General features: G+C 72.3%; 17 protein-coding genes. 7 read left to right on the top strand and 10 right to left on the bottom strand.

What is annotated here, in order from left to right:
- The first annotated feature begins 460 nt into the window (after positions 1-460).
- Complete coding sequence (locus ACH4D5_RS17180; RefSeq protein WP_398302969.1) at positions 461-2,524, top strand: HelD family protein; 2,064 nt, start codon at positions 461-463, stop codon at positions 2,522-2,524.
- 10 nt (positions 2,525-2,534) lie between these two features.
- Here ACH4D5_RS17180 and ACH4D5_RS17175 read toward each other — a convergent pair whose 3' ends face one another.
- From ACH4D5_RS17175 to ACH4D5_RS17165, 3 genes are all read right to left on the bottom strand, one after another.
- The gene (locus ACH4D5_RS17175; protein WP_398302967.1) at positions 2,535-3,149 is read right to left on the bottom strand and encodes a DUF2165 domain-containing protein; all 615 of its coding nucleotides are present in this window, start codon (positions 3,147-3,149) and stop codon (positions 2,535-2,537) included.
- Positions 3,150-3,199: 50 nt separating this feature from the next.
- Positions 3,200-3,904, bottom strand: coding sequence for a copper homeostasis protein CutC (locus tag ACH4D5_RS17170; protein WP_398302965.1), 705 nt, complete (start codon positions 3,902-3,904; stop codon positions 3,200-3,202).
- Between the two features lie 136 nt (positions 3,905-4,040).
- A complete protein-coding gene (locus ACH4D5_RS17165) occupies positions 4,041-6,344 on the bottom strand; it encodes a heavy metal translocating P-type ATPase (protein WP_398302963.1) in 2,304 nt (767 codons plus the stop codon).
- Positions 6,345-6,496: 152 nt separating this feature from the next.
- On the opposite strand from ACH4D5_RS17165, the gene ACH4D5_RS17160 reads away from it, so the two are divergent.
- On the top strand, positions 6,497-7,465 hold the full coding sequence (locus ACH4D5_RS17160) for a hypothetical protein (protein ID WP_398302961.1): 969 nt from the start codon (positions 6,497-6,499) through the stop codon (positions 7,463-7,465).
- Positions 7,466-7,487: 22 nt separating this feature from the next.
- On the opposite strand, the gene ACH4D5_RS17155 is transcribed toward ACH4D5_RS17160, so the two are convergent.
- Both ACH4D5_RS17155 and ACH4D5_RS17150 read right to left on the bottom strand, forming a co-directional pair.
- Positions 7,488-8,096 (bottom strand): CatB-related O-acetyltransferase, encoded by a 609-nt coding sequence (locus ACH4D5_RS17155; RefSeq protein ID WP_398303739.1) that lies wholly within the window; start codon positions 8,094-8,096, stop codon positions 7,488-7,490.
- Between the two features lie 118 nt (positions 8,097-8,214).
- Positions 8,215-8,892: a maleylpyruvate isomerase family mycothiol-dependent enzyme gene (locus ACH4D5_RS17150; protein WP_398302959.1), complete on the bottom strand. Its 678-nt coding sequence runs from the start codon at positions 8,890-8,892 to the stop codon at positions 8,215-8,217.
- 74 nt (positions 8,893-8,966) lie between these two features.
- On the opposite strand from ACH4D5_RS17150, the gene ACH4D5_RS17145 reads away from it, so the two are divergent.
- Positions 8,967-9,626, top strand: a complete 660-nt coding sequence (locus ACH4D5_RS17145) for a hypothetical protein (protein ID WP_398302957.1) — start codon at positions 8,967-8,969, stop codon at positions 9,624-9,626.
- Between the two features lie 35 nt (positions 9,627-9,661).
- Entirely contained in the window at positions 9,662-10,738 is a 1,077-nt protein-coding gene (locus ACH4D5_RS17140) for a GNAT family N-acetyltransferase (protein ID WP_398302955.1), read from the top strand.
- An 11-nt stretch (positions 10,739-10,749) separates the two neighbouring features.
- On the opposite strand, the gene ACH4D5_RS17135 is transcribed toward ACH4D5_RS17140, so the two are convergent.
- Genes ACH4D5_RS17135 through ACH4D5_RS17125 form a run of 3 tightly spaced genes read right to left on the bottom strand, consistent with a single transcriptional unit; the run spans position 10,750 to position 11,689 of the window.
- Positions 10,750-11,052 (bottom strand): NIPSNAP family protein, encoded by a 303-nt coding sequence (locus ACH4D5_RS17135; protein WP_398302953.1) that lies wholly within the window; start codon positions 11,050-11,052, stop codon positions 10,750-10,752.
- Positions 11,053-11,069: 17 nt separating this feature from the next.
- Complete coding sequence (locus ACH4D5_RS17130; RefSeq protein WP_398302951.1) at positions 11,070-11,336, bottom strand: DUF4031 domain-containing protein; 267 nt, start codon at positions 11,334-11,336, stop codon at positions 11,070-11,072.
- Positions 11,333-11,689, bottom strand: a complete 357-nt coding sequence (locus ACH4D5_RS17125; protein ID WP_398302949.1) for a hypothetical protein — start codon at positions 11,687-11,689, stop codon at positions 11,333-11,335. Before ACH4D5_RS17125 ends, ACH4D5_RS17130 begins: the two co-directional genes overlap by 4 nt.
- A 110-nt stretch (positions 11,690-11,799) precedes the next feature.
- Here ACH4D5_RS17125 and ACH4D5_RS17120 point away from each other — a divergent pair, with 110 nt between their 5' ends.
- Both ACH4D5_RS17120 and murQ read left to right on the top strand, forming a co-directional pair.
- Complete coding sequence (locus ACH4D5_RS17120; protein ID WP_362999572.1) at positions 11,800-12,723, top strand: MurR/RpiR family transcriptional regulator; 924 nt, start codon at positions 11,800-11,802, stop codon at positions 12,721-12,723.
- Between the two features lie 52 nt (positions 12,724-12,775).
- Positions 12,776-13,783, top strand: coding sequence for an N-acetylmuramic acid 6-phosphate etherase (gene murQ / locus ACH4D5_RS17115; RefSeq protein WP_398302947.1), 1,008 nt, complete (start codon positions 12,776-12,778; stop codon positions 13,781-13,783).
- 55 nt (positions 13,784-13,838) lie between these two features.
- Here murQ and ACH4D5_RS17110 read toward each other — a convergent pair whose 3' ends face one another.
- Positions 13,839-14,051, bottom strand: coding sequence for a hypothetical protein (locus ACH4D5_RS17110; RefSeq protein WP_398302945.1), 213 nt, complete (start codon positions 14,049-14,051; stop codon positions 13,839-13,841).
- A gap of 1,780 nt (positions 14,052-15,831) precedes the next feature.
- Between ACH4D5_RS17110 and ACH4D5_RS17105 the strand changes: the two genes are divergently transcribed.
- A complete protein-coding gene (locus ACH4D5_RS17105) occupies positions 15,832-17,142 on the top strand; it encodes an esterase/lipase family protein (protein WP_398302943.1) in 1,311 nt (436 codons plus the stop codon).
- Positions 17,143-17,233: 91 nt separating this feature from the next.
- Here the strand turns inward: ACH4D5_RS17105 and groL are convergent, their stop codons facing one another.
- Positions 17,234-18,859 carry a chaperonin GroEL gene (gene groL, locus ACH4D5_RS17100; protein ID WP_062776541.1) on the bottom strand — a complete coding sequence of 542 codons (1,626 nt, stop codon included), beginning with the start codon at positions 18,857-18,859 and terminating at the stop codon, positions 17,234-17,236.
- Positions 18,860-18,896: the final 37 nt, after the last annotated feature.

Below are 18,896 nucleotides of genomic sequence, written 5' to 3'. Positions count from 1 at the left end.
GCGCGACGTGGTTTTCGCGCAGTTCCCCGCGCCCCTGGGGAGGGCCCCCCGCGGTCGTCTTTCGCGTGTCGCCACGTCGTGGCTGGGCGCGCAGTTCCCCGCGCCCCTGGGGGGGTGGCCCCTGGCGCCCGTCTTTCGGGTGCCGGTGCGTCGTCGTTTGTTGCGCAGTTCCCCGCGCCCCTGGGGCAGCGGTCCCTGAGGGTCGTTTGCCGAGTGCAGGTGCGTCGTGGCTGGGCGCGCAGTTCCCCGCGCCCCTGAGCGGGCGCCCCCACCCTTGAGGGGAGGGCGGCCCCACCCTGGAGGGGCCGTCGGGGGAAAAGTCGTTGGCAGGGGCATTCATGTCGGGTCTAAGATGCCCTCTTCCCCGGCCTCCCGCGCGGAGTGCCGCCGTCCGGACGGAAACCGGATGGCAGCCCGATGAGCCAGCACCACGACACCGCTGAACCGCCGGAGGCACCCCGTGCACGCGCACGCCGAACCCGACCCCCTCGCCCGGGAGCGCGGCCACCTCGCCGCGTCCCGTGCCGCCCTGCGCGCCATGCGTGAGGACGCCGAGGCCCTCGACATCCGTGACGTCACCGCGAACTGGGTGAACGCCGCGGTCCTGGAGCGGCAGCTCGACGAACGGATCAAGTCGCTCGCCGATCTCGCCCACACCCCGCTCTTCTTCGGGCGGCTCGACTATCTGCACGCGCCCGGCGCCGAGCAGGCGGAGGGCGCGGAGGGCGAGCAGTTCTACATCGGGCGGCGGCACGTGCACGACGCCGGCGGGGACCCGATGGTCATCGACTGGCGCGCGCCGGTCTCCCAGCCGTTCTACCGGGCCTCCAAGAAGGACCCGATGGACATCGCCCTGCGCCGCCGCTTCGGCTACACCGGCGGCGACCTCACCGCATACGAGGACGAGCACCTCAGCGACCCGGGCGAGGCCGAGCGGACCAGCCGGCTGCTCCAGCGCGAGATCGAGCGGCCGCGCGTCGGGCCGATGCGGGACATCGTCGCCACCATTCAGCCCGAGCAGGATGAAATCGTGCGGAGTGGGCTGAGCGGGAGCGTCTGTGTGCAGGGCGGGCCGGGGACCGGGAAGACCGCCGTCGGGCTGCACCGGGTCGCCTATCTGCTGTACGCGCACCGGGAGCGGCTGGCCCGCACCGGCACCCTGGTCATCGGGCCGAACGCCTCCTTCCTGCACTACATCGAGCAGGTCCTGCCCGCGCTCGGCGAGCTGGAGGTCAAGCAGGCCACCGTCGACGACCTCGTCGCCCACGTGGAGGTGCGCGGCACGGACGAGCCGGCCGCCGCCCTCGTCAAGGGCGACGCCCGCATGGCGGAGGTGCTGCGCAAGGCGGTGCGGTCGCACGTCACCATGCCCACCGAGCCGGTCGTCGTCGTGCGCGGGTCGCGCAGGTGGCGTGTCCCCGCGTATGAACTCGAAGAGATCGTCGGTGAGTTGCTCGCGCGGGACATCCGGTACGGGGCCGCGCGGGACGCCCTGCCGCAGCGCATCGCGCATGCCGTGCTCGTCCGCATGGAGCAGGCGGGCGAGGCGCCGGACGACCGCGTGCAGGACGCCGTCGCCCGCAACGCCGCGGTGAAGGCGGCGGTCAAGGCCGTCTGGCCGCCCGTCGACCCCGCGAAGCTCGTGCTGCGGCTGCTGTCGGACGCCGACTTCCTCGCCGCGCACGCCGGGGGGATCCTGAGTGAGGAGGAGCAGAAGGCCGTTCTGTGGGCGAAGCCCGCGCGGAGCGTCAAGTCCGCCAAGTGGTCCGCCGCCGACGCCGTACTGATCGACGAGGCCACCGACCTCGTCTCCCGCACCCACTCCCTCGGGCATGTCGTGCTCGACGAGGCCCAGGACCTCTCCCCCATGCAGTACCGCGCGGTGGGCCGGCGCTGCACGACGGGTTCGGCGACCGTCCTCGGCGATCTCGCGCAGGGCACCACGCCGTGGGCGACGCGGAGTTGGGACGAGGCGCTGCGGCACCTCGGCAAGGACGGTGCCGTCGTGGAGGAGCTGACGGCCGGTTTCCGCGTGCCGCGCGAGGTCATCGCGTACGCGTCGCGGCTGCTGCCGGACATCGCGCCGGGTCTCACGGCGGTCGACTCGGTGCGTGAGGCGCCGGGTTCGCTGGCGGTGCGCCGGGTGGACGATGGTGCGGGTGTCGAGGGTCTGGACGCGGCCTGCCTGGAGGCGTGCGCGGAGTCGTTGCGGCAGGAGGGCTCCATCGGCCTCATCGCCGCGGACGCCCGGATTCCGTCGCTCGCCGGGGCGCTGGCCGCGGCCGGGATCACGTATCTCTCCCCCGGCGAGGAGACGACGCCGGACACCCGCCTCACGCTGGTGCCCGCGTCCCTCGCGAAGGGGCTCGAGTACGACTACGTGGTACTCGACGAGCCGGCCGCCGTCGTCGACGGCGAGCCCGACGAACGCACGGGCCTGCGCCGCCTCTACGTGGCACTGACCCGTGCCGTGTCGGGCCTGATCGTCGTCCACGCGGACGATCTGCCCAAGCAGCTCGCCTAGGGCCCAGGGCCTAGGGGCCCTTGGGGTCGTCCGCCGGGTCCGCCGGGTCCGCCGGTGTGGTGGTGACGGCCGGAGCGGCGGACGGCAGGTGCGTGACGATCAGGACGATGCCCGTGAGCGTGATCACGCGCGTCGCCGCGTCCAGCCCGTTCCAGGCGTCCGACTGCCACATGGCGAACCACTCGCCGCCGATCCCGATGAAACCGACGCCGAAGAGGAAGAGGATCATCAGCAGCCCGATGCTGCCCGTGCGCCGGGCCCGGTGGAAGCCCTCGGCCCGGCGCGGGCCCTCGGGCCGGCGCAGGGCGCGGGCCCACAGGACCGTCGACGTGCCGAGGACCAGCGCGGCCAGGGTCTCCCAGGCGATGATCCCTACGTACGCCGCGTCCTGGAGCGCGGTGGACTCCACCGCGCGCCACTTGAGGCCGTTGTCCTTGAAGGTGGTGTCCATCGCGAGGACATGGCGTACGAACTGCCGGTTGGTGTCGAAGTCCGTGATGTTCCCGAACGCGACGAGCGCGATGTAGAGCGCGACCGTCCCCGTGAGCAGCGTCGCGGCGACGGGCAGCGTCCCGGCCGCGAGTATGCGCTCCGCGGGACGCGTCTTTTCTGCTGGTGTCGGCATGAGGTCCCCTCCGTGTCGAACCAGTTCTATCGCGTCCCGCGGAGAAACGATCAACCGGTGAACGACCCGGAGTCCAGCGCGGCCCGCCACTCCGCGACCGCCGCCGCGGACACCGGCGCCGACCAGCCGTCGGGCCGGGCCGCGCCGCCGATGTGGAAGGCGTCGACGCCGGCCGCCGTCAGGCGCGGCAGGTGATCGAGGCGGAGGCCGCCGCCGATGAGCAGCTGCGGCCCGTATCCCGGTTCGCCGCGCCGGGCCGCCTCGGCGAGCAGGGTCGGCAGGCCGTCGTCGACGCCGGTCGCGGCGCCCGCGGTGAGGTAGGTGTCGAGTCCGGGCAGGTCGGCGAGCTGCTTGCGCAGGGCGTCGCGGTCGGCGGCCCGGTCGATGGCCCGGTGGAAGGTCCAGCGGCAGCCGTCGAGGGCGCCCGCCAGCGCTTCGACGGCGGGCAGGTCGGGGCCGCCCGCCTCGTCGAGGAAGCCGAGCACGAACTCGTCGGCGCCCTCGCTCCGAAGCTCGTGGGCGCGGCGCAGCAGTTCGTCGACGTCGCCCGCGGCGAATCCGTCGGCCAGCCTGAGCATGACGCGCAGCGGGATGTCGACGGCGGAGCGAATCGCGGCGAAGGTCTCGCGGGACGGGGTGAGGCCGTCCGCGGCCATGTCGGTCACCAGCTCCAGGCGGTCCGCTCCGCCGGCCTGGGCGGCGACGGCGTCCTCGGTGTCGAGGGCGATCACCTCCAGGACTGCACGCTTGCTCATGGATGTCTCTTCCTTCTGCTCGCTGCCCGCATAGGTCTAGTCCAATTACCAGCCTACGCGCAGAACACCCCGGCGCGAGCCGAGTCGCTCACGCCGGGGTGCGGGAAACCTGCGGGAAGGAACGTCAGGCCGGCGGTCAGGCCAGCGGCTTGAACCCCCGCAGGCGCAGGCTGTTGCCGACCACGAAGACCGACGAGAACGCCATGGCCGCGCCCGCGATCATCGGGTTGAGCAGTCCGGCGGCGGCCAGCGGCAGCGCGCCGACGTTGTAGGCGAAGGCCCAGAACAGGTTCGACCTGATCGTGCCGAGGGTGCGGCGGGAGAGCCTGATCGCGTCGGCCGCCGCCCGCAGGTCTCCTCGTACGAGAGTGAGATCGCCCGCCTCGATCGCGGCGTCCGTGCCGGTGCCCATCGCGAGGCCCAGGTCGGCCTGGGCCAGCGCCGCCGCGTCGTTCACGCCGTCGCCGACCATGGCGACCGACTTGCCCTCGGCCTGCAGCCGCTTGACCACGTCGACCTTGTCCTGCGGCATGACCTCGGCGATCACGTTCTCGGGCGCGATGCCGACCTCGGCGGCGACCGAATCGGCGACGGCCTTGTTGTCGCCGGTCAGCAGGATCGGGGTCAGGCCGAGCGCGCGCAGCCGCCCGATGGCCTCGGCGCTGGTGTCCTTGACGGCGTCGGCGACCTCCAGGACCGCGCGGGCCTCACCGTCCCAGGCGACCGCGATGGCGGTACGTCCCGCCGCCTCGGCCTCGGCCTTGGCGCGCTCCAGCTCGACGGGCAGCCGGATCGCCCACTCTGCGAGCAGCTGCTCGCGGCCGACCAGGACCGCGTGTCCCTCCACCACACCCTGGACGCCGAGGCCCGCGACGTTCGCGAAGTCCTCCGGGGTGGGCAGCTCGCCCACCGAGGCGGTGGCGCCGGCGGCGACGGCCCGGGCGATGGGGTGCTCGGAGGAGTGCTCCAGGGCGCCGGCCAGCCGCAGGACTTCGGCCTCGGTGGCGTTGTCGGCGGTGTGGGTGGCGAGGAGGGTCATCTTGCCGGTGGTGACGGTGCCGGTCTTGTCCAGGACGATGGTGTCGACCTTGCGGGTGGACTCCAGGACCTCCGGGCCCTTGATCAGAATGCCGAGCTGGGCGCCGCGCCCGGTGCCCACCATGAGGGCGGTCGGCGTGGCGAGGCCCAGGGCGCACGGGCAGGCGATGATCAGTACGGCGACGGCGGCGGTGAAGGCGGCGGTCAGACCGGCGCCGTTGCCGAGCCAGAAGCCGAGCGTGGCGAGCGCCAGGCCGATGACGACCGGCACGAACACCGCTGAGATCTTGTCGGCGAGGCGCTGGGCGGCGGCCTTGCCGTTCTGCGCGTCCTCGACGAGCCTGGCCATGCGGGCGAGCTGGGTGTCGGCGCCGACGCGGGTGGCCTCGACGACGAGGCGGCCGCCCACGTTGAGGGTGGCGCCGGTGACGGAGTCGCCCTCACCGACCTCCACGGGCACGGACTCGCCGGTGAGCATGGACGCGTCGACGGCCGAGGAGCCCTCGACGACCTTGCCGTCCGTGGCGATCTTCTCGCCGGGCCGTACGAGGAAGCGGTCCCCAGTCTTCAACTCGCCGACCGGGACGGTCTCCTCACGCCCGCCGTCACGCAGCACGGTGACATCCTTGGCGCCGAGCTGGAGCAGCGCCTTCAGGGCGGCGCCCGCCTTCCGCTTGGAGCGGGCCTCGAAGTACCGCCCGGCGAGGATGAACGCGGTCACTCCGGCCGCGGCCTCCAGATAGATGTTCCCCGCGCCGTCGCTGCGGGCGATGGTGAGCTCGAAGGGGTGCGTCATGCCGGGCGTACCGGCCGTCCCGAAGAACAGCGCCCACAGGGACCAGAGGAACGCCGCCGACGTGCCGACCGAGATCAGCGTGTCCATGGTGGCCGCGCCGTGCCGGGCGTTGGTGTACGCCGCCTTGTGGAAGGGCCAGGCCGCGTACGTGACGACGGGGGCGGCGAGCGTCAGCGAGAGCCACTGCCAGTACTCGAACTGGAGCGCCGGGACCATCGCCATGGCGATGACGGGCACGGAGAGCAGCGCCGCGGTGATCAGGCGCTGGCGCAGGGGCCGCAGCTCGTCGGCGGCGGCCTGCTCCTCGCCGCCGTCACCGTCGCCGTCCGGCGCGCCGGACTCGGTGCGGGCCGGGGCGGGCTCCTGCGCGGTGTAGCCGGTGGCCTCGACGGTCGCGATCAGGTCCTGTACGGAGACGTCCTCGCCGCGGTAGCTGACCTTGGCCTTCTCGGTGGCGTAGTTGACGGTCGCCTCGACGCCGTCCATGCGGTTGAGCTTCTTCTCGATCCGGGCCGCGCAGGAGGCGCAGGTCATGCCACCGATGGCGAGTTCGACCTCTGCGGCGGGCGCCGCCGTCTCGGCGGCACCGGATGTGGTGGTGGCCATGTCTCGGGCTCCTGTACGCGTCGGGGTCCCGATACCCGGGGCGGGTACCGGTGACGAGATCCATGTATACCCCTGGGGGGTATCAAACGCAAGAGGTTCCCCCCTCGCTCCACCCGCTTGACTTCATACCCCGGGGGGGTATCTTCGGTGTCATGAACTCCGGACTGAAGATCACCGCATTCGCCGCCGCCGTCGCCGCGACCTTCGGCACCGCGTACGGCGTGGGAACGGGCATCGACCCCGTCACCGACAAGGCGCCGGCCGCCCGGCACGGGCAGCACGACGGCGACCCGCACAAGGAGAAGCAGCCGAACGGCGAGAAGGAGGGCACGGGAGAGCCCGCCGGGCACGGCGGGGCGGTCCCCGGCGGCCTGCAGGTCTCCGACCGCGGCTACACGCTCGACCTCGAGACGCCCCGCATCGACGCGGGCCGGCCGCAGGAGCTGCGCTTCGCCGTCGTCAAGGACTCCTCGGGCCGGAACGTCACCGCGTACCGGAAGGAGCACGACAAGGAGCTGCACCTCATCGTCGCCTCACGCGACCTGACCACCTACCGCCATCTGCACCCGGCCCGCGCGGCCGACGGCACCTGGTCGACGAAGGTCGAACTGCCCGAGGCGGGCGGTTACCGCGTCTTCGCCGACTTCCGCCCCGAGGGCGCGAAGGAGGGCCTGACGCTGGGCGCGGACCTCGGCGTGGCGGGCTCGTACGACCCGAAGGAACTGCCCGGGCACCGCACCACCGCGAAGGTCGACGGCTACGACGTCGAGCTGAAGGGCGAGTTGAAGACGGGCGCGGGCGGCGACCTCACGCTGAGCGTGGCGAAGAACGGCAGGCCAGTGACCGACCTCCAGCCCTACCTGGGGGCGTACGGCCACCTCGTGGCGCTGCGGGCGGGCGACCTCGCCTACCTCCACGTCCACCCGAACGGCGCGCCCGGCGACGGGAGGACGAAGGCGGGCCCCGGCATCTCCTTCGGCACGGCGGCGCCGAGCAAGGGCGTGTACCGCCTGTTCCTCGACTTCAAGCACGAGGGGAAGGTCCGCACGGCGGAGTTCACGGTGCACGCGGGCGGCGGCGCGCACGCCGAGCCCGAGAAGGGCGGGGGCCACGGGCACTGACGGCTTCGGGGCCGGGCGCGGCTCAGGCGGCGGTCGGCGCCACCGCCGCAAGCTCGTCCACCGAGCCCGACATGACGGCCCTGACGTGCGCGGTCAGATGGTCGAGAGGCCAGTCCCACCAGGCGAGTTCGAGCAGCCGGGCGATGTCGTCGGCACCGAAGCGCCGCCGGATGAGCTTCGCCGGGTTGCCGCCGACGATGCCGTAGTCGGGCACGTCGTCGACGACCACGGCCCCCGACGCGATGATCGCGCCGTGCCCGATGCGCACGCCCGGCATGACGGTCGAGCGGTAGCCGAACCAGACGTCGTTGCCGACGACCGTGTCGCCGCGTCCCGGCAGCCCGGAGATCAGGTCGAAGTGCTCGCTCCAGGACCCGCCCATGATCGGGAAGGGGAACGTGGAGGCCCCGTCCATCCGGTGGTTGGCGCCGTTCATGATGAACCGGACACCCTCGCCCAGCGCGCAGTACTTCCCGATGACCAGCCGCTCGGGCCCGTAGTGATAGAGCACGTTCCGCGTCTCGAAGGCGGTCGGGTCATCGGGGTCGTCGTAGTACGTGAAGTCCCCGACCTCGATCAGCGGTGACGTCACGAGCGGCTTGAGCAGCACCACACGCTCCTGGCCCGGCATGGGATGCAGCACGTTCGGATCGGCGGGGACGAGAGGTGCGCCGGAGCCGGCTGCGGTGGGGGTGCCGGGGGTGTCGGAAGCGCCGGAGGTGTCGGAGGCCATCCCTCCATGATCCCCGTCACCCGAAGAGGCACAACTCCTTTTCGGTGACGCCCACCAGCTCGTACCGTGTGCCCGTCAGCGGCCGTCCCGTGCACAGCCGGACCAGCGTCGGCGCGTCACCGATGTAGCGGGCGGGCGGCCGCTTGCCGTCGGTGACGCCCAGGGTCAGCGGCTCGTCCAGGCCGTCGACGTCCGCGTGCAGCGGCGGCAGTGTGGCGGCGGCATGCGCCGACCTGCTGAACTGTTCGAGCAGGGGCAGCGCGTCCGCCAGTCCCTCACCGCCGTACGCACCCGGCTTCCCCCACGCCTCCCGTACGTCACCGGCGTGCACCCACTCGCCGAGCGCCACGCCGTCCAGGAGCCCCTTGGCCGCGGCGAGCACCGGCCCGGCCTCCGTCATGCCGCGCTCCAGCTCGTCCACGACACGGGAGTTGGACCAGTCGGCGCGCTCGGCGATGTCGCGTTCGTTGCTCTCGGGCGAGTACACGCCCTCCTCGAACCGGCCCTCCACCACCCGCATCAGCGCGGAGCCGCAGTGCGCGAGCACATGCCGCACGGTCCAGCCCGGACAGCAGGTGCGGATCTCGTACGCCGTGTCGGGAGCGGCCCTCAACAGCGGTATGAGGGCGTCGCGTTCGGTACGCAGGAGGCGTCCCGCGCGGTCGGGTTCGTAGCTCTCTTCGATGGTGGCCATGGCGGCAGCCAACAGCCTGCGGCCCCACATGGCAACATACCCCCCACGGGTAGAAGGCGAACTAGAGTCGCGGCATGGCCGACGAAAAGGACCTCCACGCCCGCTGGGCCGCCGCCCTGCTCCGCGCCGGCGAGGGCACCCCGCATCCCGGCGAGGGCGCCCCCGACCCCGCCCCCTACGCGGAACGCCTCCTCGCCCGCTGGGCCGAGCCGCAGCGCAGGTACCACACCACCGACCACCTGGCGGCGGTCCTGGACCACATCGACGTGCTGGAGGACCACGCCGACGACCCCGACCTCGTACGCCTCGCGGCGTGGTTCCACGACGCGGTGTACGCGCCCGACCGCTCGGAGAACGAGGAGCGCTCCGCCCGCCTCGCCGAGCGCGCCCTCACCGAAGCGGGCCTCCCGGCCGACCGGACCGCCGAAGTGGCGCGCCTGGTCCGTCTCACCGTCACGCACGACCCAGCCGACGGCGACCACAACGGCGAGGCGCTGTGCGACGCCGACCTGGCGATCCTCGCGGCCTCCCCCGACGCGTACGCCGCCTACGCGGCCGCCGTCCGCGAGGAGTACGGCTTCGTGCCGGACGAGGCGTTCCGCCGGGGCAGGGCCGATGTGCTGCGCCGGCTCATGGCGCTCCCGCGCCTCTTCAGGACGCCGTACGGGGCGGCCAATTGGGAGGCACCGGCCCGCGAGAACCTGGCGACGGAACTGGCGCTGCTGGAAACCTGAGGCCCTTCCGGCGCCGCTCCCGTACTCTCTGCCGCATGCTTCTCATGGGTGGGGACCGGATCGACGAGGCCGTCGCGCACGCGGCCGGGGTGCTGCGCGCGGCGGCGGACCGCGACTGGAGTGCCAAGGCGGATGACCTCGACTGGAGCTGCCTGCAGACGGCGGAGCACATCGCGGGCTGCCACATCGCGTACGCGGGCCAGCTGACGGGCCGCGCCACGGACGGCTACGTCCCCTTCGAGACGACCCTCGACGAGGGCACCGACCCCGAAGGCGCGATCCGGGCGATCGAGGCGGCGGGAGCCATCCTGTCCGCCGTGGTCCGCACGACGCCCCGCGGCGTCCGCGCCTACCACCCCTACCCGTCCGGCGCCGCCGACGCGACGGGCTTCGCCGCGATGGCCGTCGCGGAGGTCCTGCTCCACACGTACGACATCGCCCACACGCTCGGCGTCGACGCGGAACCGCCCGCCGAGCTGTGCGCGTCGGTCCTCGCGCACCTCTTCCCGCACGTGCCGCCGGCCCTCGCGGGCACCACCCCCTGGACGACCCTGCTGGGAGCCACGGGCCGCGGCACCCTGCCGGGCCGCGCCCCCGTCACGCAGTGGCGCTGGCACAACCCGCACTCGCTCCCCGCGGGACCCGTCGCCCTGCGCGAGGTGACGCCCGCGGCCGCCGCGGATCTCGCCGACGGCGGCACCGGCGGACTGACCTGGCTGGACGGCGCCCCCTTCGACGGCACACGCAGGGCCGCGGGAATGCTCACGAAGGCGTACGCCGCCGGGGTGCTCCGCCCCGGCTGGGGCATGTACGCGCTGGTCCGCACCGCCGACGAGCTGGCGGTCGGCGGCATGGGCTTCCACGGCCCGCCGGACGACAACGGCTGCGTCGAGGTCGGCTACGACCTGGTGGAGGCGGCACGCGGCCACGGTTACGCCACGCAGGCACTGCGCGCCCTCTCCGACTGGGCCCTGACCCACCCCGAGGTGACGTCCCTCCTCGCCGTGACCGCCCCCGACAACGCCCCGTCCCAGCGGGTGGCGACCGGCGCCGGCTACGTCAGGCTGGCAGACCGCGACACGAACCACGCGTACGGCCTGCAGCGGTCCTGAGGCTCGGCTGGTCACTCCAGGGGCCGCAGAAAACGCCGCTCGTAGCGCCGGATGCACCGCGTCCGGCGCGCCAGTTCGAAGGCGGCCTGGCACTCGGGGTCCGTCGTGCTGTCGGTGCGGTACTGCTCGTACGCGGCGAGGCTCGGGAAGGAGAAGAGGGCGTACGCGATGTCGCTGTCGCCCTCGCTCGGGAGGAAGTAGCCGTGGTGGGTGCCGCCGAAGCGGTTGACGAGGTCCACCCAGCGGCGGCCGTACTCCTCGAAGTCGTCGATGCGGTCCGGATCGATCTCGTACTTCAGATGAACGGTGATCATGCGCCCGACCCTAGCGACTAGGCCGGCCGTCCCTTGGGCCTGCGCAGCCCCGCGCCCGTGAGCCGCCGGACCAGTTCCTTGGAGCCGATCTCCACCGCGCCCGCGCGCACCGCGTCCTCGTAGCGCTCGGCGGGTACGTCGTAGTGGTCGCGTTCGAAGGCGCGCGGCGGGCAGCCGATGCGTGCCGCGAACGCGTGCAGTTCCTCGAACGAGACGTCGCTGACCAGGTGGGACCACATGCGGCCGTGCCCGGGCCAGGTCGGCGGGTCTATGTAGACGCTCACGTCAGGCCACCCACCGGTGCCACGACCACGCCCGCCTTGCCGCACACCCAGTGCGGGTCGGGCCCCAACTCCGGCTCCACGTCCAGCGCGTGGGGCTCGCCCGTCTCGCACACGGGGCACAGCGGCCACCGCCCGTACCGTTCCAGGAGTGCGTCCTGGACGTCCTGGGCGACGAGCCCCGCGACGTAGTCGACGCCCTCGGGCCACTGCTCGACCCACCAGCGCCGGTGCGCCACCGACTCCTCGACCATCGAGACGACCTCGGCCTCGGCGACCTCGCGGGCGACCAGGTCGGCGAGGACAAGTGCGCGAGCGGCGTGCAACGCCTGCTCCAAGGGGTCGATCGCGTCCATGCAGCCATTGTCCCCCCACCCGCACCACACCGGAGAACCGACGGGACGCACGGGAGACACCCGGCCGACGAGGTCTTGACCGGGCACCTGACCGAAAATACCTTTCAAATGTGACCCATGACGTGAAGGAAATTTTCGCGGACGCCGCGCCCCCCGCCCCCGCCGCCCTCGCGGCGAAGGTGCGGACGCTGGCCCCGTCGATGACCCGGTCCATGCAGCGGGTCGCCGAGGCCGTCGCGGGCGACCCCGCGGGCTGCGCGGCCCTCACGGTCACCGGTCTCGCCGAGCTCACGGGCACGAGCGAGGCGACCGTCGTGCGCACCGCCCGCCTCCTCGGCTACCCCGGCTACCGCGACCTGCGTCTCGCGCTCGCCGGTCTCGCCGCCCAGCAGCAGTCGGGGCGCGCACCCGCCGTGACCGCGGACATCGCCGTCGACGACCCCATCGCGGACGTCGTGGCGAAGCTGGCGTACGACGAGCAGCAGACCCTCGCCGACACCGCCGCCGGGCTCGACACCGTGCAGCTCGGCGCGGCCGTCGCCGCGCTCGCCACCGCCCGCCGCGTGGAGATCTACGGCGTCGCCGCCTCGGGCCTCGTCGCCCAGGACCTCGCCCAGAAACTGCTCCGCATCGGACACATCGCGCACGCGCACTCCGACCCGCACCTGGCCGTCACCAACGCGGTGACGCTCCGCGCGAAGGACGTGGCGATCGCGATCACCCACTCCGGTTCGACCGGCGACGTGATCGAACCCCTCCGCGTCGCCTTCGAGCACGGCGCCACGACGATCGCGATCACCGGCCGGCCGGGCGCGGCCGTCTCGCAGTACGCCGATCACATACTGACCACCTCCACGGCCCGCGAGAGCGAGCTGCGGCCGGCCGCGATGTCGTCCCGTACGAGCCAACTCCTTGTGGTGGACTGTCTGTTCGTGGGTGTCGCCCAGCGGACGTACGAGACCGCGGCGCCCGCGCTCGCCGCGTCCTACGAGGCGCTGGCCCACCGCCACAGCCCGCGCGGCACCAGCCGCTGACACCCCCGCCCCCCCAACCCCCCGCACCGGACACGAAAGAGCCGCAGCCGCCATGACCTCCACCACCGACGCGAGCGACGCGACCGACCCGACGGGCGCCCCCCACCACCACCAGCACAAGCGTGGCGACGACTACGGCGAGCTCCGCGCCCAGCTGGCCACCCTCACCACCGAGGCGTTCCGGCCCGAGCTCTCCGGCATCGACCGGCTGCCCACCGCGGAGATCGCGCAGATCATGAACGGTGAGGACGCCACCGTCCCCGCGGCCGTCGCCGAGCAGCTCCCCGCCATCGCCGCCGCCATCGACGCCACCGCCGAGCGCATGGCCCGCGGCGGCCGCCTGGTCTACGCGGGCGCGGGCACGGCGGGACGGCTCGGCGTGCTCGACGCCTCCGAGTGCCCGCCCACCTTCAACACCGACCCCGGCGAGGTCGTCGGCCTCATCGCGGGCGGCCCGAGCGCCCTGGTCGAGGCGGTCGAGGGCGCGGAGGACAGCAAGGAGCTGGCCGCCGAGGACCTGGACGGGCTCGGCCTCACCGCGGACGACGTCGTCGTCGGCATCTCCGCGTCAGGTCGCACGCCGTACGCGATCGGCGCCGTCGAGCACGCCCGTACCCGCTACGGCGCGCTCACCATCGGCCTCTCCTGCAACGCGGACAGCGCGCTCGCGGCCGCCGCCGAACACGGCATCGAGGTCGTCGTCGGCCCCGAACTCCTCACCGGCTCCACCCGCCTCAAGGCCGGCACGGCCCAGAAGCTCGTCCTCAACATGCTGTCGACGATCACGATGATCCGCCTCGGCAAGACGTACGGAAACCTGATGGTGGACGTCCGCGCGTCGAACGAGAAGCTGCGGGCCCGCTCCCGCCGTATCGTCGCCCTCGCCACCGGCGCGTCCGACGAGGAGATCGAGGCCGCGCTCGCCGCCACCGACGGAGAGGTGAAGAACGCCATCCTCACGATCCTCGGCGGAGTCGACGGTCCCACTGCCGCTCGGCTCCTCACCGCCTCCGACGGCCACCTCCGCGCGGCCCTCGACAACTCCCGCACCACGCACTAGCCCCCGGCCTCAGCCGGGCCCCCGACCCGTGCCCGAGACGCCGCCCCCTCCTCCTTCACCGCGCCTCCTCCAGTACGGCGGCCAGCCGCAGCGCGGTGTCGAGGTTGCAGCGCCCCAACTCGACCAGGGGCAACGTGCCCTCGGCCGCCGCCGTCAGCGGATCGATCCGCAACGAGGGCAACGTGACCCCGACCTCCGCGAGCCCCGCCTTCAACTGCCGCACGGCATCCTCGACCGCCCGCACCCGTTCCTCCGCCGTCAGCGCCATGACCTCCACCTCTCACACTGAGTGTTCCCTTCTCATCACCCAGAGTGTCCACCTGCACGTAACCTGAAAAGTACAGGCACTCCAACAACGCTCCGTGTTCGCTGGGCCGGTGACGTTGACGGTCACCGGGGCCGCCCGGCTTTTTGCGGAGTGTGGCGCTTCCGGGCCGGCAGTAAAGGGCGCTCCCTGCGGTCGCGTCGGCTACGCCGATTCCGCTCCGCTCCACCCTTGACTCCCGCCCCTCCACCGCACGTTGACTTCGACCCGGACGGCCAGGGGTGAGGCCGACGGGGACTTCCGCCGGGTCATCCCCTTTCACTGCCGGGTGCGGCCCGGCCCATCGTGGGTGCCTGTCACCGTCGGGGCTCGGCCCCCGGCTTCGCCGCTCGGGCCATCAGCCCTCGCGGCCGGGTGCGGACCGGCCCAACGTGGGCGCGGGCCACACTTGGGGCGCGGCTGCCCGGCTGGCCGGGCCATCACCCTTCATCGCCGGGTGCGGGACGGTCCATCGCGTCCGGTCGGGCACCTACTTTGGAAAAGTTGCGAATGGAGAGGCCGCGCGCCCCCCTGCCACGCCCCGCGCGCCGTCACGCAGGGCCGGTCATGGAGAGATTCTGGGCGCAGTGGGCTCGGATGCCGGGGGCGCATCGGCTAGTCATGGGGGCGTGCGGCAGACGAATTCGCAACTTCGCGAAAGTAGGTCCCCGAGGGGCAGCCTCTCCCGCCCCGGCCGGGACGGCGCATCGGTCGTGAAGAGGGGGCGCACGGCCTCCCCATTCGCAACTTTCCCAAAGTTGGTCCCCGAGCGGGACCTCTGCCTCCCGGCCGGAGCGGCGCCTTGGTCGTGAAGAGGGGGCGCGCGGCTCCTCCATTCGCAACTTCGTGAAAGTTGGTCCCCGGCAGGCGGCCTTTCCCGCCCGGTCGGGGCAGCGCATTAGTTGTGAAGGGGGGCGCGCGGCCTCCTCGTTCGCAACTTTGTCGAAGTAGGTGCCCGGGAGGGGCGGGGCCCCGGGCCTGCCCGGCACCATGGACCGTGACGGGCACGCACGATGAGCCGGGCCGCACCCGGCTACGAAGGGTGATGACCCGGCCAGCAGGGCCGCGCCGGGCGGCCGAGCCCGGACCATGGCCCGCGCTCACGATGGGCCGGTCCGCACCCGGCCGCGAGAGCCGATGACCCGAGCGGCGAAGCCGGGGGCCGGGGGGCCGAGCTCCGACCGTGACGTCGACCCACGATGGACCGGGCCGCACCCGGCAGCGAAACGGGATGACCCATCCCAGGGATACCCGTCGGCCCCACCCCTGGCCGTCCGGGTCAAGGTCAACGTGCGGTGGAGGGGCGGGAGTCAAGGGTGGAGCGGAGCGGAATCGGCGTAGCCGACGCGACCGCAGGGAGCGCCCTTTACTGCCGGCCCGGAGGCGCCACACTCCGGAAAGTCCGGGCGGCCCCGGTCACCATCAAAGTCGCAGGCCAACCGAAGTCACCACCCCGCCCACCCCGGTCGGCTTCGCGACAGAGTTGACGCCCCCCGGCGGGAGCCGGCCCGTGGCGAGTTGGCCGACGCGCCGCGCCCCGCCAGGGTGCGGCGGCAAGGAACCCCCGTACGACCCAGGCCAAGGCCCCCCACCCCACCCGTCACACGCGTACGCGGCCGAACTCCCCCTGTCCGAAAGGCCCCCGGCCCCGGCGCGGATTGCCGCGAGCGGGTGTCGGCGACTACTCGACGTATCAAAGATGGCACCGGACGTCACCACACCAGCGCGACCGGAGGGGACCCTCATGAGCAAGCGCAACGAACCCGACCGGCCGGACCGGGCCGAGCAGCCGGTTCAGCCCGATCTTCAGGAGATGGACGAGCGGGAGGTGGCCGAGGCGATCGGGTCGGCCGCCCGCATCACCCTCGCCCCGGGCCCCCGCGAGGCCCGCGAGGCCCCCGCCGCCGCCCCGCAGCCCGACGACGAGTGGGCGCTGCCCGGCGGCACCGCCTGGGTGTACCTCGCCGACCGGGCGAAGGGCCTGACGCGGCCCGTCGTCATCAGCGACGGCTTCAGCTCGGGACCGAGCGACCTCGACTTCTCCTGGGAGATCATGGAACGCGGCCCGTTCCCGTTCCTGAGTGCTCTGCGCGGCCGCGGGTACGACGTCATCCTCGTCGGCTTCGACGAGCGGAGCGCGTCGATCCTGGAGAACGCCGAGGTCGCCAGGGCCGCGATCCTGGAGACCATCGCGCGGCGCAACGGCGATCACCCGCTGACGGTCGGCGGATTCAGCATGGGCGGACTCGTCACGCGGTACGCGCTCGCCAAGATGGAGCACGACGGCGGGACGGGCGAGAACGACCACCAGACCGCCCTGTACTTCTCGTACGACAGCCCGCACCGCGGCGCCTGGATACCCGTCGCGCTGCAGTCGTTCGCGCACTACATCCGGCGCCTCAACGCGGCGTTCTCGAACCAGATGAACAGTCCGGCCGCCCGCCAGCTGCTGTGGCAGCACATCAGCGAGTGGGGCGACACCCCGGACACGGACAAGGAGCGCGGCACCTTCCTCGCCGAGCTGGACCGGGTGGGCCGCTGGCCCTCGCGGCCGAAGAAGATCGGCGTGTCCAATGGCTCCCGCATCGGCGAGAGCAACGGCATCCCGGCCGGCGAGCAGGCCTTCCACGGCAAGGGCCTGGCCATCACCGGCACCCACCTGTACACGCAGTCCGCGGGCGAGGACCAGCTCGTCGCCCAGCTGCGGGTGGTGACCCTGCGCAGGCCCCGCATCCGCACCACGGGCCTGCCCGAGATCGACGGCGCGCCGGGCGGCACCCTGGAGGGCTTCGGCATCCTCGCCGACGAGCTGAACAAGATCCCCGCACTGATCGGCCTCGGCTCCGAGGCGGACTTCCGCGAGCACTGCTTCGTGCCGACGGTCAGCGCCATCGCCCTGCGCGACATCGACACCCACGAGAAGCTCTACGCGCCGGTCACGGCCTCCGCGGAGGAGGAGAGCGAGCTGGACGAATTCCTCTGCGCCTCCCGGAACGAGGGCCACACCCTGGTCACCGAGGAACTCTGCACCTGGATCATGGACCGCCTGCCGTAGGGCGGGACGGGAAACGCCCGAGGGCGGCACCCCTTCGCGAGAAGGAGTGCCGCCCTCGGTACGTACGGGACAGTGATCAACCAGAGGTCGATCAGAAGTCCATGTCACCGCCCGGCATGCCGCCGCCGGCCGGGGCAGCGCCCGCCTTCTCCGGCTTGTCGGCGATGACGGCCTCGGTGGTGAGGAACAGCGCGGCGATGGAGGCGGCGTTCTGCAGGGCAGAGCGCGTCACCTTCGCCGGGTCAAGGATGCCCTCGGCGATCATGTCGACGTACTCACCGGTCGCGGCGTTCAGGCCGTGGCCGACGGTCAGGTTGCGCACCTTCTCGACGACGACACCGCCCTCGAGGCCGGCGTTGACCGCGATCTGCTTCAGCGGGGCCTCGAGGGCCAGCTTCACAGCGGCGGCACCGGTGGCCTCGTCGCCCTCAAGCTCCAGCTTCTCGAAGACCTGGGAGGCCTGCAGCAGGGCCACGCCACCACCGGCGACGATGCCCTCCTCGACGGCCGCCTTCGCGTTGCGAACGGCGTCCTCGATGCGGTGCTTGCGCTCCTTGAGCTCGACCTCGGTCGCGGCACCGGCCTTGATGACGGCCACGCCGCCCGCGAGCTTCGCCAGGCGCTCCTGGAGCTTCTCGCGGTCGTAGTCCGAGTCGCTGTTCTCGATCTCGGCGCGGATCTGGTTGACGCGGCCCTGGACCTGGTCGCTGTCACCGGCACCGTCGACGATGGTCGTCTCGTCCTTGGTGATGACGACCTTGCGGGCGCGGCCGAGCAGGTCGAGACCGGCGTTCTCCAGCTTGAGGCCGACCTCCTCGGAGATGACGGTGCCACCGGTGAGGATGGCGATGTCGCCGAGCATGGCCTTGCGGCGGTCACCGAAGCCCGGGGCCTTGACGGCGACGGACTTGAAGGTGCCACGGATCTTGTTGACGACCAGCGTGGACAGGGCCTCGCCCTCGACGTCCTCCGCGATGATCAGCAGCGGCTTGCCCGACTGCATGACCTTCTCCAGGAGCGGAAGGAGGTCCTTCACGTTGGAGATCTTGGAGTTGACGATCAGGATGTACGGGTCGTCGAGCGACGCCTCCATACGCTCCATGTCGGTGGCGAAGTACGCCGAGATGTAGCCCTTGTCGAAGCGCATACCCTCGGTGAGCTCCAGCTCCAGACCGAAGGTCTGGGACTCCTCGACGGTGATGACGCCTTCCTTGCCGACCTTGTCCATCGCCTCGGCGATGAGCTCGCCGATCTGGGTGTCGGCGGCGGAGATGGAGGCCGTCGAAGCGATCTGCTCCTTGGTCTCGACATCCTTCGCCTGCTCGAGCAGGGCGCCGGAGACGGCCTCGACGGCCTTCTCGATGCCGCGCTTGAGGGCCATCGGGTTGGCACCGGCGGCCACGTTGCGCAGACCCTCGCGCACCAGGGCCTGGGCCAGGACGGTCGCGGTCGTCGTGCCGTCACCGGCGACGTCGTCCGTCTTCTTCGCGACCTCCTTGACCAGCTCGGCGCCGATCTTCTCGTACGGGTCCTCGAGCTCGATCTCCTTGGCGATGGAAACACCATCGTTGGTGATCGTGGGGGCGCCCCACTTCTTCTCGAGGACGACGTTGCGACCCTTGGGGCCCAGGGTCACCTTGACGGCGTCGGCGAGCTGGTTCATGCCGCGCTCGAGGCCGCGCCGTGCCTCCTCGTCGAACGCGATGATCTTGGCCATGTGAAGTGGTCCTCCCGGACGGGGTGGAAACGCAAAC

It is taken from the genome of Streptomyces sp. NPDC018029 (assembly GCF_044327655.1).
Lineage (GTDB): Bacteria > Actinomycetota > Actinomycetes > Streptomycetales > Streptomycetaceae > Streptomyces.
Note: the sequence above shows the minus strand (reverse complement) of the source record. Positions and strands in the feature narration are given on the sequence as shown.